This is a genomic window from Ruegeria sp. AE3 (genome assembly GCF_056542225.1).
In genome coordinates this window covers 18,883-33,819 of the sequence record NZ_JBQFZL010000015.1, presented here as the reverse complement: position 1 = coordinate 33,819, position 14,937 = coordinate 18,883, and the positions used below count along the sequence as shown (strand labels likewise).

Below are 14,937 nucleotides of genomic sequence, written 5' to 3'. Positions count from 1 at the left end.
GTACAGCATCCAAGCTCAGGGAGGACAGGGATGTATTTGAAGAACGCACTTCGTGCGGCGACTGCGTTGACTTTCGTCGTTACGGCAGCAGCCCAAGCGGAAACCATCACGATCGCGACCGTCAACAATGGTGACATGATCCGGATGCAGGGCTACACAGACAACTTCACCAATGCGACAGGCATTGATGTCGAATGGGTGACGTTGGAAGAAAACGTTTTGCGTCAGCGCGTCACGACCGACATCACCACCAAAGGCGGTCAGTTCGACATCATGACCATCGGCATGTACGAAACCCCGATCTGGGGTGCGAACGGCTGGCTGGTACCGCTGGACGGTTTGTCCGATGAATATGATGTTGGTGATCTGCTGCCTGCGATGGCAGGCGGGTTGAGCCATGATGGCACGCTTTATGCTGCGCCTTTTTATGGCGAAAGCTCGATGATCATGTACCGCACCGACCTGATGGAAAAGGCCGGTCTGGAAATGCCAGAAGCACCAACATGGCAATTCATCCGTGAAGCTGCGGCTGCCATGACTGATCGCGACAACGACATCAACGGCATCTGCCTGCGCGGTAAGGCGGGCTGGGGTGAAGGTGGTGCCTTTATCACTGTAACCGGCAATTCCTTCGGTGCGCGCTGGTTTGATGAAAACTGGAAGCCCCAGTTCGATCAGCCTGAGTGGAAAGAGGCGCTGACGTTCTTCGTCGACATGATGAGTGAATCCGGCCCGGCTGGCTATGCCACTAACGGTTTCAACGAGAACCTGTCTTTGTTCCAGCAAGGAAAGTGCGGCATGTGGATTGACGCCACCGTTGCCGCGTCTTTTGTGACAAATCCGGAAGACTCAACCGTAGCTGACAAAGTTGGCTTCGCACTTGCACCAAATTCGGAAGGCGTCGACAAGCACGCCAATTGGCTTTGGGCTTGGGCGCTGGCGATCCCGGCGGGAACTCAGCGGGAAGATGCGGCCAAGCAGTTCATAGAATGGGCAACCTCGAAAGACTACATCGAGCTGGTGGCTGAAAACGAAGGGTGGGCCAATGTGCCTCCGGGCGCGCGGACCTCGCTTTATGAGAATGACAACTACAAGGCGGTCCCATTCGCAAAAATGACTCTGGAATCGATCCTGAAGGCTGACCCGCAGAATTGCTGTGTGCAGCCGACGCCCTATACCGGTGTCCAGTTCGTGGCCATTCCGGAATTTGCAGGGATTGCCACACAGGTTAGTCAGGAATTCTCGGCCGTTTATGCCGGGCAGCAAACAGTGGATGAGGCGCTTGCCAAAGCGCAGGCCTTCACAGCAGAAGAGATGGAAGCCGCAGGGTACTGAGGCAACCTTCCCAGCAGGGGGCAAATCTTCTGTCCCCTGCTCCCACTTCCACAATTCGTGTTTTTCTCGCAGGCTGTCTTACGCCTGAACAGAGAGGTCTTGCGCAATGGCAACTCAACATTCCAGATCAGTTGCACGCCTGATGATGACACCCGCAGTGGTGCTGCTGCTTGGCTGGATGCTCGTGCCACTGACGATGACCCTGTATTTTTCCTTCAAGAAGTATCTTCCCCTGCGGGGCGGTGATCTCGGATGGGTGGGTTTCGACAACTATATCCGATTTGTTTCGTCCAGTTCGTTCTGGCCCGCCGTTCAGGCAACGCTTGTCATTGTTCTCGGCGTGTTGGCGATTACGGTCATTCTGGGCATCCTGCTGGCGATGCTTTTAGATCAACCGATGTGGGGCCAGGGGGTGGTGCGCATCCTTGTCATTGCGCCATTCTTCGTTATGCCGACCGTTTCGGCTCTGGTCTGGAAAAACATGTTCATGGACCCGGTCAACGGGTTGCTGGCCCATCTGTGGCGCTTTTTTGGGGCTGAACCGGTCTCGTGGTTGTCCGAAGCTTCAATGACCTCAATTGTCATGATCGTGTCGTGGCAATGGCTGCCATTTGCGACACTGATCCTTTTGACCGCAATCCAGTCGCTGGACAGTGAGCAACTGGAAGCTGCTGAAATGGACGGCGCTCCGCCGCTCAAGCGGTTCCACCACATCATTCTGCCGCACCTTAGCCGTGCAATCACAATCGTAATCCTGATCCAGACAATCTTTCTGCTTTCGATCTTTGCCGAGATTTTCGTCACCACAGGTGGCGCGTTCGGCACCCGTACACTCACCTACCTGATCTTCCAGCGCGTTTTGGAAAGCCAGAATATCGGTCTCGGATCAGCCGGAGGTGTCTATGCAATCATTCTCGCCAATATCGTTGCGGTCTTCCTGATGCGCATTGTCGGCAAGAACCTGGACGCGTGAGGAGATAAAACCATGGCCCGCACCGTCACAATCCAACGCAAGTCGGTGAACACAGCCCTGGCTTGGGCCGTCGGTCTGCTGATCTTTTTCCCGATCCTCTGGACGATCCTGACCAGCTTCAAAACCGAAGCGCAGGCCATTGCGAGCCCGCCACTGTTCCTGAACTTTGACTGGACGCTTGAGAACTATGCTGTCGTACAGGAACGCTCGAATTACATGCGTTTCCTTTGGAACTCGGTCATCATTGCAGGTGGGTCAACCCTGTTGGGTGTGATCATTGCCGTACCGGCAGCATGGGCAATGGCGTTTGTTCCTTCGAAACGTACAAAGGACATTCTGCTTTGGATGCTCTCTACCAAGATGTTGCCGGCAGTCGGTGTCCTTTACCCGATCTACCTGCTGTTCATCCGTCTGGGGCTGCTTGATACACGAGGTGGATTGGTCGTCGTGTTGATGCTGATCAACTTGCCGATCATCGTCTGGATGCTCTACACCTACTTCCGTGAAATTCCCGGTGAAATCCTTGAAGCCGCACGGATGGACGGGGCGACACTGAAAGAGGAAATCCTGCACATCCTGACACCCATGGCTGTTCCGGGCATCGCTTCGACTGTTTTGCTGAACTTCATTCTTGCCTGGAACGAGGCGTTCTGGACCCTCAACCTGACAGCCGTTGACGCGGCCCCGCTGACCGCATTTATCGCCAGCTATTCCAGCCCCGAGGGCCTGTTCTTTGCCAAGCTCAGCGCGGCTTCGACAATGGCGATTGCACCGATCCTGATCCTTGGCTGGTTTAGCCAGAAACAACTTGTCCGCGGCCTGACTTTTGGCGCTGTGAAATAAGGAAAACTTATCATGGGACGTATTCAACTCAGGTCCGTGACCAAAAGCTTTGGCGACGTACAGGTTATCCCGCCACTGGATCTGACCATCGAAGACGGAGAGTTCACGGTGTTCGTCGGGCCATCGGGTTGCGGCAAGTCCACTTTGCTGCGTCTGATTGCGGGGTTGGAGGACATCACGTCAGGTTCCATCGACATTGACGGGGCCGACGCGACAAACGTACCACCCGCAAAACGCGGTCTGGCGATGGTGTTCCAGTCCTATGCCTTGTATCCGCACATGTCCGTTCGCAAGAACATCGCCTTTCCCTTGCGCATGGCAAAACTGGATCAGGCCGAAATCGACAAACGTGTGGAAGGGGCCGCGCAGGTTCTGAACCTGACCGACTATCTGGATCGCCGCCCCGGCCAGCTGTCCGGTGGCCAGCGTCAGCGCGTTGCTATCGGGCGTGCCATTGTCCGTGAACCCGCAGCGTTCTTGTTCGATGAGCCGCTGTCCAACCTGGACGCTGCACTGCGCGTTGGCATGCGGTTGGAGATCAGCGAGTTGCACGAACGGCTGGCGACCACCATGATCTATGTGACCCATGATCAGGTTGAAGCAATGACGATGGCCGACAAGATCGTCGTGCTTCAGGCTGGTGTGATCGAGCAGGTCGGAAGCCCGCTGGACCTGTATCGTACGCCACGAAACCTTTTTGTCGCCGGGTTCATCGGTTCGCCCAGGATGAACTTTATCGAAGGCGAAGAAGCTGCAAAACACGGCGCACATACAATCGGCATCCGCCCCGAACATATTGCTGTGTCCGAGAGCGACGGAACCTGGAGCGGTGTTGTAGGCGTGTCCGAGCATCTTGGATCAGATACGTTTTTCCACATACATGAAACCGGTCTGGCGGAAACAATCACGGTGCGAGCAGACGGAGAGGTTGGATTTAGGCATGGCGACCGCATCTACCTGACACCACGTGCCGACGTGCTTCATCGTTTTGACGCGCAAGGGCTGCGGATCGAATGAAGCGACTGGACGGAAAAACCGCGCTTATCACTGGTGCTGCGCGTGGAATCGGGCTGGCCTTCGCAAAAGCTTACGTCGCCGAAGGTGCGCGTGTGGCCATTGCCGACATAGATTTCGCGCGGGCGCAATCCGCAGCCTCGGAAATCGGTGACGCTGCAATGGCGGTCGAAATGAATGTTGTTGATCAGGACAGCATCGACATTGCTGTTGCGCGCGCAGTGGATCAGTTCGGCCAGATTGACATTCTGATCAACAATGCTGCCGTTTTCTCAGCAGCGCCAATCATCGAAATCGACCGCTCCGATTACCAGCGCGTTTTTGATATCAATGTTTCGGGCACCTTGTTTACAATGCAGACCGTTGCGCGGCACATGATCGACGCCAATGTCAAAGGCCGGATCATAAATCTGGCCTCACAGGCTGGTCGGCGTGGCGAACCTTTGGTCGCCGTTTACTGCGCCAGCAAGGCTGCCGTAATATCTTTGACGCAGTCAGCGGGGCTCAATCTGATCGCTCACGGGATAAATGTGAATGCGATCTCACCCGGTGTTGTTGATGGAGAGCATTGGGACGGCGTCGACGCCTTCTTTGCGAAGTACGAAAATAAAAAACCGGGGCAGAAGAAGCGCGAAGTTGCATCAGCGGTACCGTTCGGCCGTATGGGACGGGCCGAGGATTTAACCGGGATGGCGGTGTTTTTGGCGTCTGATGAAGCGGAATACATCGTGGCCCAGACTTACAATGTCGATGGCGGAAACTGGATGAGCTGATGACCCCTTTGGCGGACATAACACCGGTAGAGCTGTGCCTCGAACGCCTCGGATCGCTTCCTGCGGATGTCAAAATACCCGGATACCGGCGTGAAGACCTGACCCCTGGAATTGTTCATATTGGGCTTGGGAATTTTCACCGTGCGCATCAGGCGTGGTACATCCACAGGCTGATGCAAAAAGGGCAGGCCCTGGACTGGGCGATCATCGGGGCCGGCGTTCGGGCTTATGACGCGGACATGCGCGAAAAGCTGATTGGGCAGGACTGTCTGACAACTTTGATCGAGCTTGACCCGTCCGGTGTTTCGGCCGAAGTCATCGGTCCGTTGATGGACTATCTGCCCATTGAACCCGAAAATGCGCCTCTGATCCGGAAAATGTCCGATCCCGCCATTCGGATCGTGTCCCTTACCGTAACGGAAGGTGGCTATTTTCTGGATGCCAAGTCGGGTGTTTTCGGCGTGGATCACGATGATATTCGACACGACGTGCAAAACCCGCAACAGCCTCGCACGGTCTTTGGTGCCATTGTGGCGGCACTTGGCAATCGCCGTGCCGCCGGGCATCTGCCCTTTACGGCATTAAGTTGTGACAACCTTCAGGGCAACGGTACTATCTTGCGCAACTGTGTTGTTGAACTGGCGCGCCGGACGGACCCTGATCTTGCGGATTGGATCGATCAGAACGGGGCGTTTCCGAATTCAATGGTGGATTGCATTGTTCCCGCCACCTCTGATCAAGTTCGGTCGCAGGCTCGAGCCCTAGGAATTGAAGACTGCGTTCCGGTGTCACACGAGAATTTCCGCCAATGGGTGATTGAGGATGATTTCTGCGCCGGGCGGCCAATGTTGGAGAATGTCGGCGTTACGATCACCAAGGACGTACACGCATATGAAACACTGAAACTGCGCATTCTGAACGGCGGGCACCAGATTCTGGCGAATGTGGGCGAGGTTCTGAACATCCCCACAATCTCGGACTGCATGAACGACCGGGAAATTTCGGCATTCTTCCTGAAAGTCCAGACCGAAGAAATTCTTCCTCATGCCAGTGCGGTTCCTGGGATGACACCGGAACAGTATCTGGATCTGGTTAAACGCAGATTTTCGAATACGGCTATTCACGATACCACGCGACGCGTGGCCTTTGATGGGTCTGCGCGCCACCCCGGTTTCCTGCTTCCGTCCATTCGCGATGCTCTGGCCTCGGGTACATCTGTCACTGGGCTGGCACTGGTTGAAGCTTTCTGGTGCCGGATGTGCGCCGGTCTGCGTGAGGATGGATCAGAGATTGCGCCCAATGATCCCATCTGGAGCGATTTGCAGAGTGCGGCCCTTGCCGCCAGGGGACGGCCCGAAAAGTGGCTTGAGGTAGCAAACCTGTACGGAAGTACTGGCCGTGAAGCCCAGTTTGCAGAATCCTTCACACGCTGGTTGCCACGGATCTGGCAGCACGGATGCCGGTCGACGATCAAAAGCTATGTGAATGCGCTTTCCTGACGGTTGTGATCTCGGTTCAGGTGGTTTCTATCGTTTCGCTGGTCATGGTGATGGGAAATATCACGACAAAAAAGAATGAGTATTGCACTGTGCTAGCCGGTACCGGGTCATTTCGAGTGATCACGCGGCAGGGCAGGGCGGAACACCGCCAGCAGCGGCAGAAGACACAGAACAGCCAGACCATAACGGATCGCAAGCATGGTCATCGGTTCCACATAGGGCAGCCCCATCTTGGCAAAACTGTAGCCACCCGCCCAGAACAGCACGAACAGACCGGTGCACCCAACCAGAATATCGATACCGCGCGGACCAAGGTCATCATCTACTCCAGCTTCGAAGATAACCGCCGAAGCATATCAAGGCACTGGGCCATCTGTTCGACCGAGACGTATTCATCCGGTTTATGCGCCTGATCGATTGATCCGGGACCGCAAACAACGACGTTCATCCCCAACTGCTGGAATATCCCGGCCTCGGTACCGAAGGGTACAACGTCGGCTCCGTTTGCCCCTGTCAGTTCCATCACAAGGTCACGCGCCTCGTTGTCGTCCATTGGTTCTAGCCCGTCGACCTCACCGATAATTTCGGTCTTGATACCAGCATCGGGGTGAATAGCCTGCATTGCCGGGATCAGGGTTTGCGCGCAAAACCGGTGCAGTTCGTCTTTGACGTAATCCGCATCCGCCTTTTGCACTGGTCGCATCTCCCAATCGACCCGCGCCTTACCGGGGATCACATTATGGGCCACCCCGCCCACCAACGTACCGGTATTTATTGTCGTCCATGGTGGGTCGAACGGGCTGTTTGCCGGTGCTCTCCCTTGCAAATCAGCCTTCAGCGTCAACAGTTTCGAGACGTATTGCACCGCGTATTCGACGGCGTTTACACCGCGCTCGGGGGCCGAGCCATGGCCTTCGAACCCGGTAAAATGCGCTGTATATTCATAGCAGCCCTTATGGCCCTCGATGATGCGCATCGAGGTGGGCTCGCCAATGATGACCACAGCGGGTTTGATCGCTTTCTTCCGCAGGGTCTTGGCCAAAGCCTGCGCGCCAAAACAGCCGATTTCTTCATCATATGTAAAGGCGAAATGCAATGGGCGCTGAAGATCCAGCTTTGCGTAATACGGGGCCATGACGACTGCCGCCGCGATAAACCCTTTCATATCGCAGGTGCCGCGACCAAACCACTTGCCGTCCCGCTCCTCCATCACGAATGGGTCCGAGGACCAGTCCTGATCCGTAACAGGCACCACATCGGAATGGCCTGATAGGACGATACCACCGTCGCGCTTGGGGCCCAATGAGGCAAAAAGATTGGCTTTGGTGCCGGTTTCGTCATGCCATATTTCCACCTCTGCACCGCAATCGCTCAACCGGTCCGCGAGGTGCTTGATCATGTCCAGGTTACTGTCTGACGAAACCGTGGGGAAGCTGATCAGTTCGCCCAGCAGGGTCTTGGCGTCTTCGAGGGTGCTCAAGGCTTAGTCTTTCACAAAGAGCTTTCGCTCGATATTGCATAGGGCTTCGGCGGGGCCGTTTTCAGTGATAAGAATGGTTTCCGTGGTCTCAAGGCCCCAGCTGTCCATCCACAACGCAGGCATGAAATGGAAAACCATGCCCGGTTGCAGAATGGTCTCGTCTTCGGCGCGGATCGACGCTGTCCGTTCGCCCCAATCTGGCGGATAGCTCAAACCGATAGGGTATCCCATGCGCCCCTCCCGTTCGATTCCGTGACGGGCAAGAACCTTAAGAAAAGCGTTTGCAATGTCGCTGGTCCGATTGCCAGCCCGGGCAGCCTCTAGACCCGCAGCTATCCCTTCGATCTGTGCGTGTTCCGCGTCCCGCATTTCCGGCGGCGGAGTGCCAAGATAAACCGTGCGGCAAAGCGGAGCGTGGTAGCGCCGATAGCAGCCTGACAGTTCGAAAAATGTTGCTTCACCCTTCTTCATCGGTGCGCCATTCCATGTCAGGTGCGCGGCTGTGGCATCCAGCCCTGAGGGTGTCAAAGGGACAATGGCTGGGTAATCCCCCCAATCATCCTCAACCCCGGTAATCCCGGCATGAAAGATATCTGCGACAAGGTCGTTCTTGCGCACTCCCACTGCAGCGCGATCAATGGCCGTTTGGATTACTTTTTCCGAAATCCGGGCCGCCTTGCGAATAAAGACAATTTCTTCTTCCGACTTGATTAGACGCTGCCAGTTTACCAGTGCCGTCGCATCCACCAGCGTCGCTTCGGGCAATTCCGTGCCCAAAACCTCGTGTGCCTTTGCGGAATAGTAATAGTTCTCCATCTCAACGCCGATGCGGGTTGTACCCAGCCCGAGCGCGCGAATGTGGCCCGCCAGATCCTGCATGGGATGGCGTATGGTTGATTGGACGTAGTGGTCTGCATAGCCGCGAATGTTGTCCTTGGACATCCAGCAAGTGCGCAACCCACCCAATGCATCCATCTGGCGTCCCCACCAAATCGGCTCACCTTCCATGCCGAGCAATACGCCCTGATGCACATAAAAGGACCAACCATCATAGCCAGTCAGCCAAGCCTGGTTCGAAGGGTCGGTGACAAACAGTAGCTCTAGCCCCGCTTTTTCCATAGCGCTTCGGGTCTTGGCGATCCTGCGGTCATATTCCGCTTGGCTGAAAGGGGCGTGTTCAATTGGCATGGCATCCTCGGAGGCTGAATCTGACATGTACTTGAGCGCAATCTTACCAATTTGTACACAAATGAACTTGTGAGCGATACCTGAACCGCGACTCCTTTTAGAAACCAATGGATTATCTGATGGGGCGATCCCGGTATGGGAACAAAGTAGCCGCACTCAGCATCGAAGGACGCCGTAGAATGGAGCGCTGGATGCACGCGAAGGTCCCAGTTCAGCGGATAGCGCGCATCCGGAACCGCGCCAAAAGCCATGAGTCACCGAGGGTCACGAATAGCTCTTCAGACCTCATCTGATCGCGGTATTCACGGGTCTCTCGGCTATGTGTGCGGTTTTATGCTGCGCCAGAGCGAGGATCGGCATTTCTCCGCTGGATATGATTGCAAGATGGCAACGGTGGCGCCTGATTTCGTGGGTGGCATGGTGCGGGAGGTAGTTGTCCTGAGGCACAGTGAAGGCTCGCTGCCAAACCCCAGATGTCCAAGGACTCAACCAATGTTACACACTGCGCCCGCCTGTCGAGAGGCGGCCCCTTGTTTCGATGCATGTCGATCCAGCGCGCTCGACACCAACGGCACTCTCAATTCAACGCGTGCCGCGCCCCCCGTGGTGAACGAGGCAGAGTGTCAGAGCCTGCGCAACTCGACCGGTCAGGGGAATGCGCGCAATCTTTGGGGAATGGGTGCGTGGGGTGTGTTGGTGATAGTCCAAATCGCCGCATACGCCGCCATGTTCTATGGCGTGTTGGTTATGCATATCTCGCTGCTTCCTTACGTATTTCTGGTCACACTGACAGTCTTATTCTGGCTGGGTTACGATTGCATTCGCGATATGCGCAAGGATACTTCCTCAGCTACCGGTCAGAGATAGCTATCCATTCTTACCAAAATGACTTTGGGTCAACGAGAGTCGATATCTGTGGCCAAACTGCCGGAACCTGTGAAATGTTAGTGTCGCCCTTCGCGATTTCCTAGGGGCAGGGCGCTTTCAGGTTCATGACACACCCTGTCAACGGGGCATCATTCACGAAAGTCAGTGACAGAGCCGGTTGACAACAGGTTTTGTATTTTGGATACATTTGTCAGGGATATCGCAACGACCTGTATTGTCACTGAACGCTCTGACGACAAAGAGCCATGCGATTGTCTTGCCAAGTCCATTTCTGGGAGAAAATCATGAAACTCAATCTTCTGGCCGCAACCACGGCAATAGCCCTGTCGGGTGCCGTGGCACAGGCAAATACCCTGGTGTATTGTTCCGAAGGTTCACCCGAGGGGTTTGACCCTGCACTGTTTACCGCAGGAACAACCTTTGATGCCTCGTCGCATCCTATTTATAACCGGTTGCTGGAATTCGAAACCGGTACAACCAACGTGATCCCCGGCCTGGCTGAAAGTGTCGAGGCCAGTGATGATGGCCTGGAATACACCTTCAAGCTGCGCCAGGGTGTCAAATTCCATTCGAATGATGAATTCACCCCGACCCGCGATTTCAACGCCGATGACGTAATCTTCTCGTTCATGCGCCAAAAGGACGAGAACCACCCCTATAACCAAGTGTCTGGCGGCACGTGGGAATACTTCCAGGGTATGGGGATGCCGGATCTGGTCTCTTCTATCGAAAAGATTGATGACTACACGGTGAAGTTCACCCTGTCCAAGCCAGAGGCACCTTTTGTTGCGAATATGGCGATGGATTTTGCATCGATCATGTCAGCCGAATATGGCGATGCCATGATGGCTGCCGGCACGCCTGAGAAACTGAATACCGCACCCATCGGGACCGGGCCTTTCTCGTTCGTGGCCTACCAGAAAGACGCGGTGATCCGCTATGCCGCCAATGGCGATTATTGGAAGGAACCGGCGCAGGTCGAAAACCTGATCTTTGCCATTACGCCGGACGCGTCTGTTCGCTACCAGAAGCTGAAAGCTGGCGAGTGCCATGTGATGCCTTACCCGAACCCGGCTGACATTCAGGCGATGAAGGATGATGCAGACATCAACATGATGGAGCAGGAAGGGCTGAACGTCGGGTATCTTGCCTACAACACCACGATGGCGCCGTTCGACAACCCCAAGGTTCGCAAGGCGTTGAACATGGCGATCGACAAGCAGGCGATCATCGACGTGGTTTTCCAGGGCTCGGGCCAGGCTGCCAAGAACCCGATCCCGCCAACCATGTGGGGCTATAACGACGCCATCGCGGACGATCCATATGATCCCGAAGCGGCCAAGGCCATGCTTGAGGCCGAAGGCGTCTCGGACCTGTCGATGAAGGTCTGGGCGATGCCGGTTCAGCGCCCCTATAACCCTAATGCCCGCCGCATGGCCGAGCTGATTCAGGCCGATTTTGCCAAGGTTGGTGTGGGCGTCGAAATCGTCTCGTACGAATGGGGCGAATACCTGTCACGCTCGAAAGAACTGAACCGCGACGGTGCTGTTCTGCTGGGCTGGACCGGGGATAACGGCGATCCGGACAACTTCCTGGCCGTTCTGCTGGGCTGTGACGGTGTCGAAGCATCGAACCGCGCGCAATGGTGCCACCAGCCGTTCGAGGATCTGATCCTGAAAGCCAAGCAAAGCACCGATCAGGCCGAGCGGACCAAACTGTATGAAGAAGCTCAGGTCGTGTTTAAAGAGCAGGCCCCATGGGCAACCATTGCTCACTCGGTTGTATTCATGCCGATGAGCAACAAGGTGCAAGGTTACAAAGTGCACCCGCTGGGCGGCCACATCTTCTATGGTGTGAGCGTCGAGTAAGCCACCACTCACTCACCGGAGCCGCCTGTTTGGCGGCTCCGGCTTTCTTATTGAGGAGGTCGGCCTGAATGCCGGATCTGTCCGAATATCGTCAACTGGCACGGGACATGTCAGTCGACGCTGTTGCTCTTGTACCTGGCCCGAATTTCACCCGCGCTTTGGGAAAAGCTTTCATGAGCCACGAACGGCCCTTCGTGGTTGTTGTCCCGCCTGAGGGACAGGCCGCAGCGATTGTGCCCAATCTGGAACTGGCCTCATGGGATCTTGTCGGATTCGAGGGCGCTGTTTTCGATTGGCGCGATCAGACCGGTTATGACGATGCGTTTACCGCATTGGCCGCACAAATGCCGATCCGCTCGCTTGCGGTGGAAGGTCAGGTGATGCGGGTTTTCGTCTCTGCGGCGTTCACCCGTGCTTTGCCGGGCTTACGGATCGTCGACGGTGAACGCGAAATCTCGGGCCTGCGCATAATCAAGACCGATGAAGACATTGCTGCGATGCAGGCGGCCATCGATATCTCGGAACGTGCTCTGGGTCGTGTGATTGCAGATGTGCGTGTCGGCCAGACCGAAAAACAGATCGAGCAAGCCCTGATACAGGCGCTGTTTGCAGAAGGGGCCGAGTCACTGGCGTTTTCACCCATCGTAGCGGCTGGCGACAATTCGGCACGGCCGCATGGGAAAGCGCGCAACGACTACCAGATCAGGGCAGGCGACGCGTTACTGTTCGATTTCGGTGCCCGCAAAGATGGTTTCGCCGCCGACATTACGCGAACCTTCTTTGTTCAGGACGTGTCGGACGAGGGCAGGGAAGTCTACGACACCGTTCTGCGCGCCAACAAAGCCGGGTTCGAAGCCTGCCGCCCTGGTGTAGCGGCCCATGACATAGACGATGCGGTCATAAGCGTGCTCGAGGCCTCGCCATTTGCGGATCGTATTCGCACCAAAACGGGTCACGGGTTGGGTCGGGATGTGCATGAGGCACCTTATATCATGCGTGGGAATCATCAGAAAATCCTGCCGGGTATGGTCTGGACGAATGAACCAGGTCTGTATGCGCTCGAAAGTTTTGGCGTTCGCATCGAAGATGATGTGCTTGTCACTGAGGATGGCTGCCGGTCGCTGACCCATTTCCCCAAAGAGCTTACAATCATAGGTCGCTGATGTTTGGTTACTTACTCACCCGCATTGGCCTGTTCGTCCCGACCTTTCTGGGCGTGACGTTGATTTCATTCATGTTTATCCGGGTGCTACCGGGTGATCCGATCATCGTTATGGCCGGCGAGCGCGGCATGACTGAAGAACGCTACCAGGAAATGGTAGAAAAGCTGGGTTTCGACAAACCGGTGTTGCAGCAATACTGGGAATACCTTGCCGGAGTTTTGCAGGGCGATCTCGGCGAAAGCTTTGTCACCAAAAAACCGGTCTGGGAGGAGTTCTTTTCGCTGTTCCCCGCGACAATGGAACTTTCGCTCTGCGCCATGATCTTCGCCATCGCATTGGGTCTGCCTGCCGGCGTGATTGCGGCGGTGAACCGGGGGAAGTTTTTTGACAGGGCACTGATGTCTTCGGCATTAGTCGGATATTCGATGCCCATCTTCTGGTGGGCGCTGCTGCTGATCATCGTGTTTTCGGGCAATCTTGGCTGGACACCGGTGTCCGGCCGGATCGACCTGCTTTATTACTTCCCAAGTGTCACTGGCTTTATGCTGATCGACAGTCTTTTGTCCGGACAGGAAGGCGCATTCGGGTCGGCCGTTCGTCATCTGATCCTTCCGACGATTGTGCTGGGTACTATTCCGCTGGCCGTGATCGCGCGTCAGACCCGGTCGGCGATGCTGGAGGTTCTGGGCGAAGATTACATCCGCACCGCGCGTGCCAAAGGGTTGTCGCCGACCCGGGTAAACGGGCTGCATGCGCTACGTAACGCGCTGATACCGGTTGTCACGGTGATCGGGTTGTCGGTTGGTACGTTGCTGGCGGGGGCAATTCTTACTGAAACCATCTTCAGCTGGCCGGGCATCGGCAAGTGGATGGTCGACAGTATTTTCCGCAGGGATTACCCGGTGGTGCAAGGGGGTTTGCTGATGATCGCGGTGATCGTGATGCTGGTGAACCTGCTGGTCGATGTTTTGTACGGCATCATCAACCCCAAAATCCGGAGACGATGATGACCGAGCTTTCGTCGAACCAGCCAATGGCCGAAAATCGTCCCAGCGCACTGCGAGAGTTCTGGTACTATTTCAGCGAAAACCGCGGTGCCGTGATCGGGTTGTGGGTTTTTGCCGCCTTTGTGTTCTGTGCGGCCTTTGCCCCTTTGTTGGCCCCCTATGATCCGACCGAACAGTTCCGGGACCATATCCTGCAACCCCCTGCCTGGCAGGAAGGCGGAAGCTGGGCCTTCCCGTTGGGCACCGATCCTTTGGGCAGGGATATGCTGTCGCGGCTGATCATGGGTTCACGCTATTCCTTCTTTGTGGGGATCGTTGTGGTCTGTGTTGCCGTAACGGGCGGCGTAATGGTCGGCCTTCTGTCGGGTTTTGCGCCCAAATGGGTTGATACGTTGATTATGCGGGTGATGGACATCGTCCTGGCTTTCCCGTCTCTGCTGCTTGCCCTTGTTCTGGTCGCCATTCTGGGCCCATCACTGACCAATGCGATGATCGCCATCGCCATCGTGTTTCAACCGCATTACGTGCGCCTGACCCGCGCGTCGGTTCTGGCGGAACGGCAGAAAGACTATGTGACCTCGGCCCGTGTGGCCGGTGCTGGCAAGTCGCGGCTGATGTTCATCACGGTATTGCCCAACTGTCTGGCGCCAATCATCGTGCAGGCGGCCCTGTCTTTTTCGACTGCCATTCTGGACGCGGCGGCCCTTGGGTTTCTGGGCATGGGCGCGCAGCCCCCCACGCCGGAATGGGGCACCATGCTGGCTGAAGCGCGCGAGTTCATCCTGCGCGCATGGTGGGTTGTAACCTTCCCCGGTCTCGCGATTCTGGTCACCGTGCTTGCCATCAATCTGATGGGTGACGGGTTGCGGGATGCGCTGGACCCGAAACTGAAACGGAGCTGATCGC

The 14,937-nt window shown here is 56.0% G+C and carries 14 protein-coding genes; 11 read left to right on the top strand and 3 right to left on the bottom strand.

What is annotated here, in order from left to right:
- Nucleotides 1-30: 30 nt before the first annotated feature.
- The 6 genes from ACR0NZ_RS18115 to ACR0NZ_RS18090 all read left to right on the top strand — a co-directional run bounded on the left by ACR0NZ_RS18115 (nucleotide 31) and on the right by ACR0NZ_RS18090 (nucleotide 6,437).
- A complete protein-coding gene (locus ACR0NZ_RS18115) occupies nucleotides 31-1,335 on the top strand; it encodes an ABC transporter substrate-binding protein (RefSeq protein WP_480477635.1) in 1,305 nt (434 codons plus the stop codon).
- Between the two features lie 106 nt (nucleotides 1,336-1,441).
- Nucleotides 1,442-2,308 carry a carbohydrate ABC transporter permease gene (locus tag ACR0NZ_RS18110; protein WP_480520856.1) on the top strand — a complete coding sequence of 289 codons (867 nt, stop codon included), beginning with the start codon at nucleotides 1,442-1,444 and terminating at the stop codon, nucleotides 2,306-2,308.
- A gap of 12 nt (nucleotides 2,309-2,320) precedes the next feature.
- Nucleotides 2,321-3,151: a carbohydrate ABC transporter permease gene (locus ACR0NZ_RS18105; protein WP_480520854.1), complete on the top strand. Its 831-nt coding sequence runs from the start codon at nucleotides 2,321-2,323 to the stop codon at nucleotides 3,149-3,151.
- Nucleotides 3,152-3,163: 12 nt separating this feature from the next.
- Nucleotides 3,164-4,168, top strand: a complete 1,005-nt coding sequence (locus ACR0NZ_RS18100; protein ID WP_480520852.1) for an ABC transporter ATP-binding protein — start codon at nucleotides 3,164-3,166, stop codon at nucleotides 4,166-4,168.
- Nucleotides 4,165-4,938, top strand: coding sequence for an L-iditol 2-dehydrogenase (locus ACR0NZ_RS18095; protein ID WP_480520850.1), 774 nt, complete (start codon nucleotides 4,165-4,167; stop codon nucleotides 4,936-4,938). Before ACR0NZ_RS18100 ends, ACR0NZ_RS18095 begins: the two co-directional genes overlap by 4 nt.
- On the top strand, nucleotides 4,938-6,437 hold the full coding sequence (locus ACR0NZ_RS18090) for a mannitol dehydrogenase family protein (protein WP_480520848.1): 1,500 nt from the start codon (nucleotides 4,938-4,940) through the stop codon (nucleotides 6,435-6,437). Before ACR0NZ_RS18095 ends, ACR0NZ_RS18090 begins: the two co-directional genes overlap by 1 nt.
- A gap of 107 nt (nucleotides 6,438-6,544) precedes the next feature.
- Here the strand turns inward: ACR0NZ_RS18090 and ACR0NZ_RS18085 are convergent, their stop codons facing one another.
- The 3 genes from ACR0NZ_RS18085 to ACR0NZ_RS18075 are packed head-to-tail and all read right to left on the bottom strand — an operon-like array spanning nucleotide 6,545 to nucleotide 9,132.
- On the bottom strand, nucleotides 6,545-6,703 hold the full coding sequence (locus tag ACR0NZ_RS18085) for an EamA family transporter (protein WP_480477623.1): 159 nt from the start codon (nucleotides 6,701-6,703) through the stop codon (nucleotides 6,545-6,547).
- A 56-nt stretch (nucleotides 6,704-6,759) separates the two neighbouring features.
- A complete protein-coding gene (argE, locus tag ACR0NZ_RS18080) occupies nucleotides 6,760-7,917 on the bottom strand; it encodes an acetylornithine deacetylase (RefSeq protein WP_480520846.1) in 1,158 nt (385 codons plus the stop codon).
- 3 nt (nucleotides 7,918-7,920) lie between these two features.
- Nucleotides 7,921-9,132: a M24 family metallopeptidase gene (locus tag ACR0NZ_RS18075; protein WP_480520844.1), complete on the bottom strand. Its 1,212-nt coding sequence runs from the start codon at nucleotides 9,130-9,132 to the stop codon at nucleotides 7,921-7,923.
- A 465-nt stretch (nucleotides 9,133-9,597) separates the two neighbouring features.
- Here ACR0NZ_RS18075 and ACR0NZ_RS18070 point away from each other — a divergent pair, with 465 nt between their 5' ends.
- From ACR0NZ_RS18070 to ACR0NZ_RS18050, 5 genes are all read left to right on the top strand, one after another.
- Nucleotides 9,598-9,972 carry a hypothetical protein gene (locus ACR0NZ_RS18070; protein ID WP_480520842.1) on the top strand — a complete coding sequence of 125 codons (375 nt, stop codon included), beginning with the start codon at nucleotides 9,598-9,600 and terminating at the stop codon, nucleotides 9,970-9,972.
- A 305-nt stretch (nucleotides 9,973-10,277) separates the two neighbouring features.
- Entirely contained in the window at nucleotides 10,278-11,861 is a 1,584-nt protein-coding gene (locus tag ACR0NZ_RS18065; RefSeq protein WP_480495867.1) for an ABC transporter substrate-binding protein, read from the top strand.
- Between the two features lie 68 nt (nucleotides 11,862-11,929).
- Nucleotides 11,930-13,024: a M24 family metallopeptidase gene (locus tag ACR0NZ_RS18060; RefSeq protein ID WP_480520840.1), complete on the top strand. Its 1,095-nt coding sequence runs from the start codon at nucleotides 11,930-11,932 to the stop codon at nucleotides 13,022-13,024.
- Nucleotides 13,024-14,031, top strand: a complete 1,008-nt coding sequence (locus tag ACR0NZ_RS18055; protein ID WP_480477613.1) for an ABC transporter permease subunit — start codon at nucleotides 13,024-13,026, stop codon at nucleotides 14,029-14,031. The genes ACR0NZ_RS18060 and ACR0NZ_RS18055 overlap by 1 nt, the downstream gene beginning before the upstream one ends.
- Complete coding sequence (locus ACR0NZ_RS18050) at nucleotides 14,031-14,933, top strand: ABC transporter permease subunit (protein ID WP_480488831.1); 903 nt, start codon at nucleotides 14,031-14,033, stop codon at nucleotides 14,931-14,933. The genes ACR0NZ_RS18055 and ACR0NZ_RS18050 overlap by 1 nt, the downstream gene beginning before the upstream one ends.
- Nucleotides 14,934-14,937: the final 4 nt, after the last annotated feature.

What these genes read in the sequence shown, in the direction of transcription:
- ACR0NZ_RS18065 (WP_480495867.1), top strand. Translation starts at nt 10,278, where the DNA reads ATGAAACTCAATCTTCTGGCCGCAACCACGGCAATAGCCCTGTCGGGT.
- ACR0NZ_RS18095 (WP_480520850.1), top strand. Translation starts at nt 4,165, where the DNA reads ATGAAGCGACTGGACGGAAAAACCGCGCTTATCACTGGTGCTGCGCGT.
- ACR0NZ_RS18100 (WP_480520852.1), top strand. Translation starts at nt 3,164, where the DNA reads ATGGGACGTATTCAACTCAGGTCCGTGACCAAAAGCTTTGGCGACGTA.
- ACR0NZ_RS18105 (WP_480520854.1), top strand. Translation starts at nt 2,321, where the DNA reads ATGGCCCGCACCGTCACAATCCAACGCAAGTCGGTGAACACAGCCCTG.
- ACR0NZ_RS18090 (WP_480520848.1), top strand. Translation starts at nt 4,938, where the DNA reads ATGACCCCTTTGGCGGACATAACACCGGTAGAGCTGTGCCTCGAACGC.
- ACR0NZ_RS18050 (WP_480488831.1), top strand. Translation starts at nt 14,031, where the DNA reads ATGACCGAGCTTTCGTCGAACCAGCCAATGGCCGAAAATCGTCCCAGC.
- ACR0NZ_RS18075 (WP_480520844.1), bottom strand. Translation starts at nt 9,132, where the DNA reads ATGTCAGATTCAGCCTCCGAGGATGCCATGCCAATTGAACACGCCCCT.
- ACR0NZ_RS18115 (WP_480477635.1), top strand. Translation starts at nt 31, where the DNA reads ATGTATTTGAAGAACGCACTTCGTGCGGCGACTGCGTTGACTTTCGTC.
- ACR0NZ_RS18060 (WP_480520840.1), top strand. Translation starts at nt 11,930, where the DNA reads ATGCCGGATCTGTCCGAATATCGTCAACTGGCACGGGACATGTCAGTC.
- ACR0NZ_RS18055 (WP_480477613.1), top strand. Translation starts at nt 13,024, where the DNA reads ATGTTTGGTTACTTACTCACCCGCATTGGCCTGTTCGTCCCGACCTTT.
- ACR0NZ_RS18070 (WP_480520842.1), top strand. Translation starts at nt 9,598, where the DNA reads ATGTTACACACTGCGCCCGCCTGTCGAGAGGCGGCCCCTTGTTTCGAT.
- ACR0NZ_RS18110 (WP_480520856.1), top strand. Translation starts at nt 1,442, where the DNA reads ATGGCAACTCAACATTCCAGATCAGTTGCACGCCTGATGATGACACCC.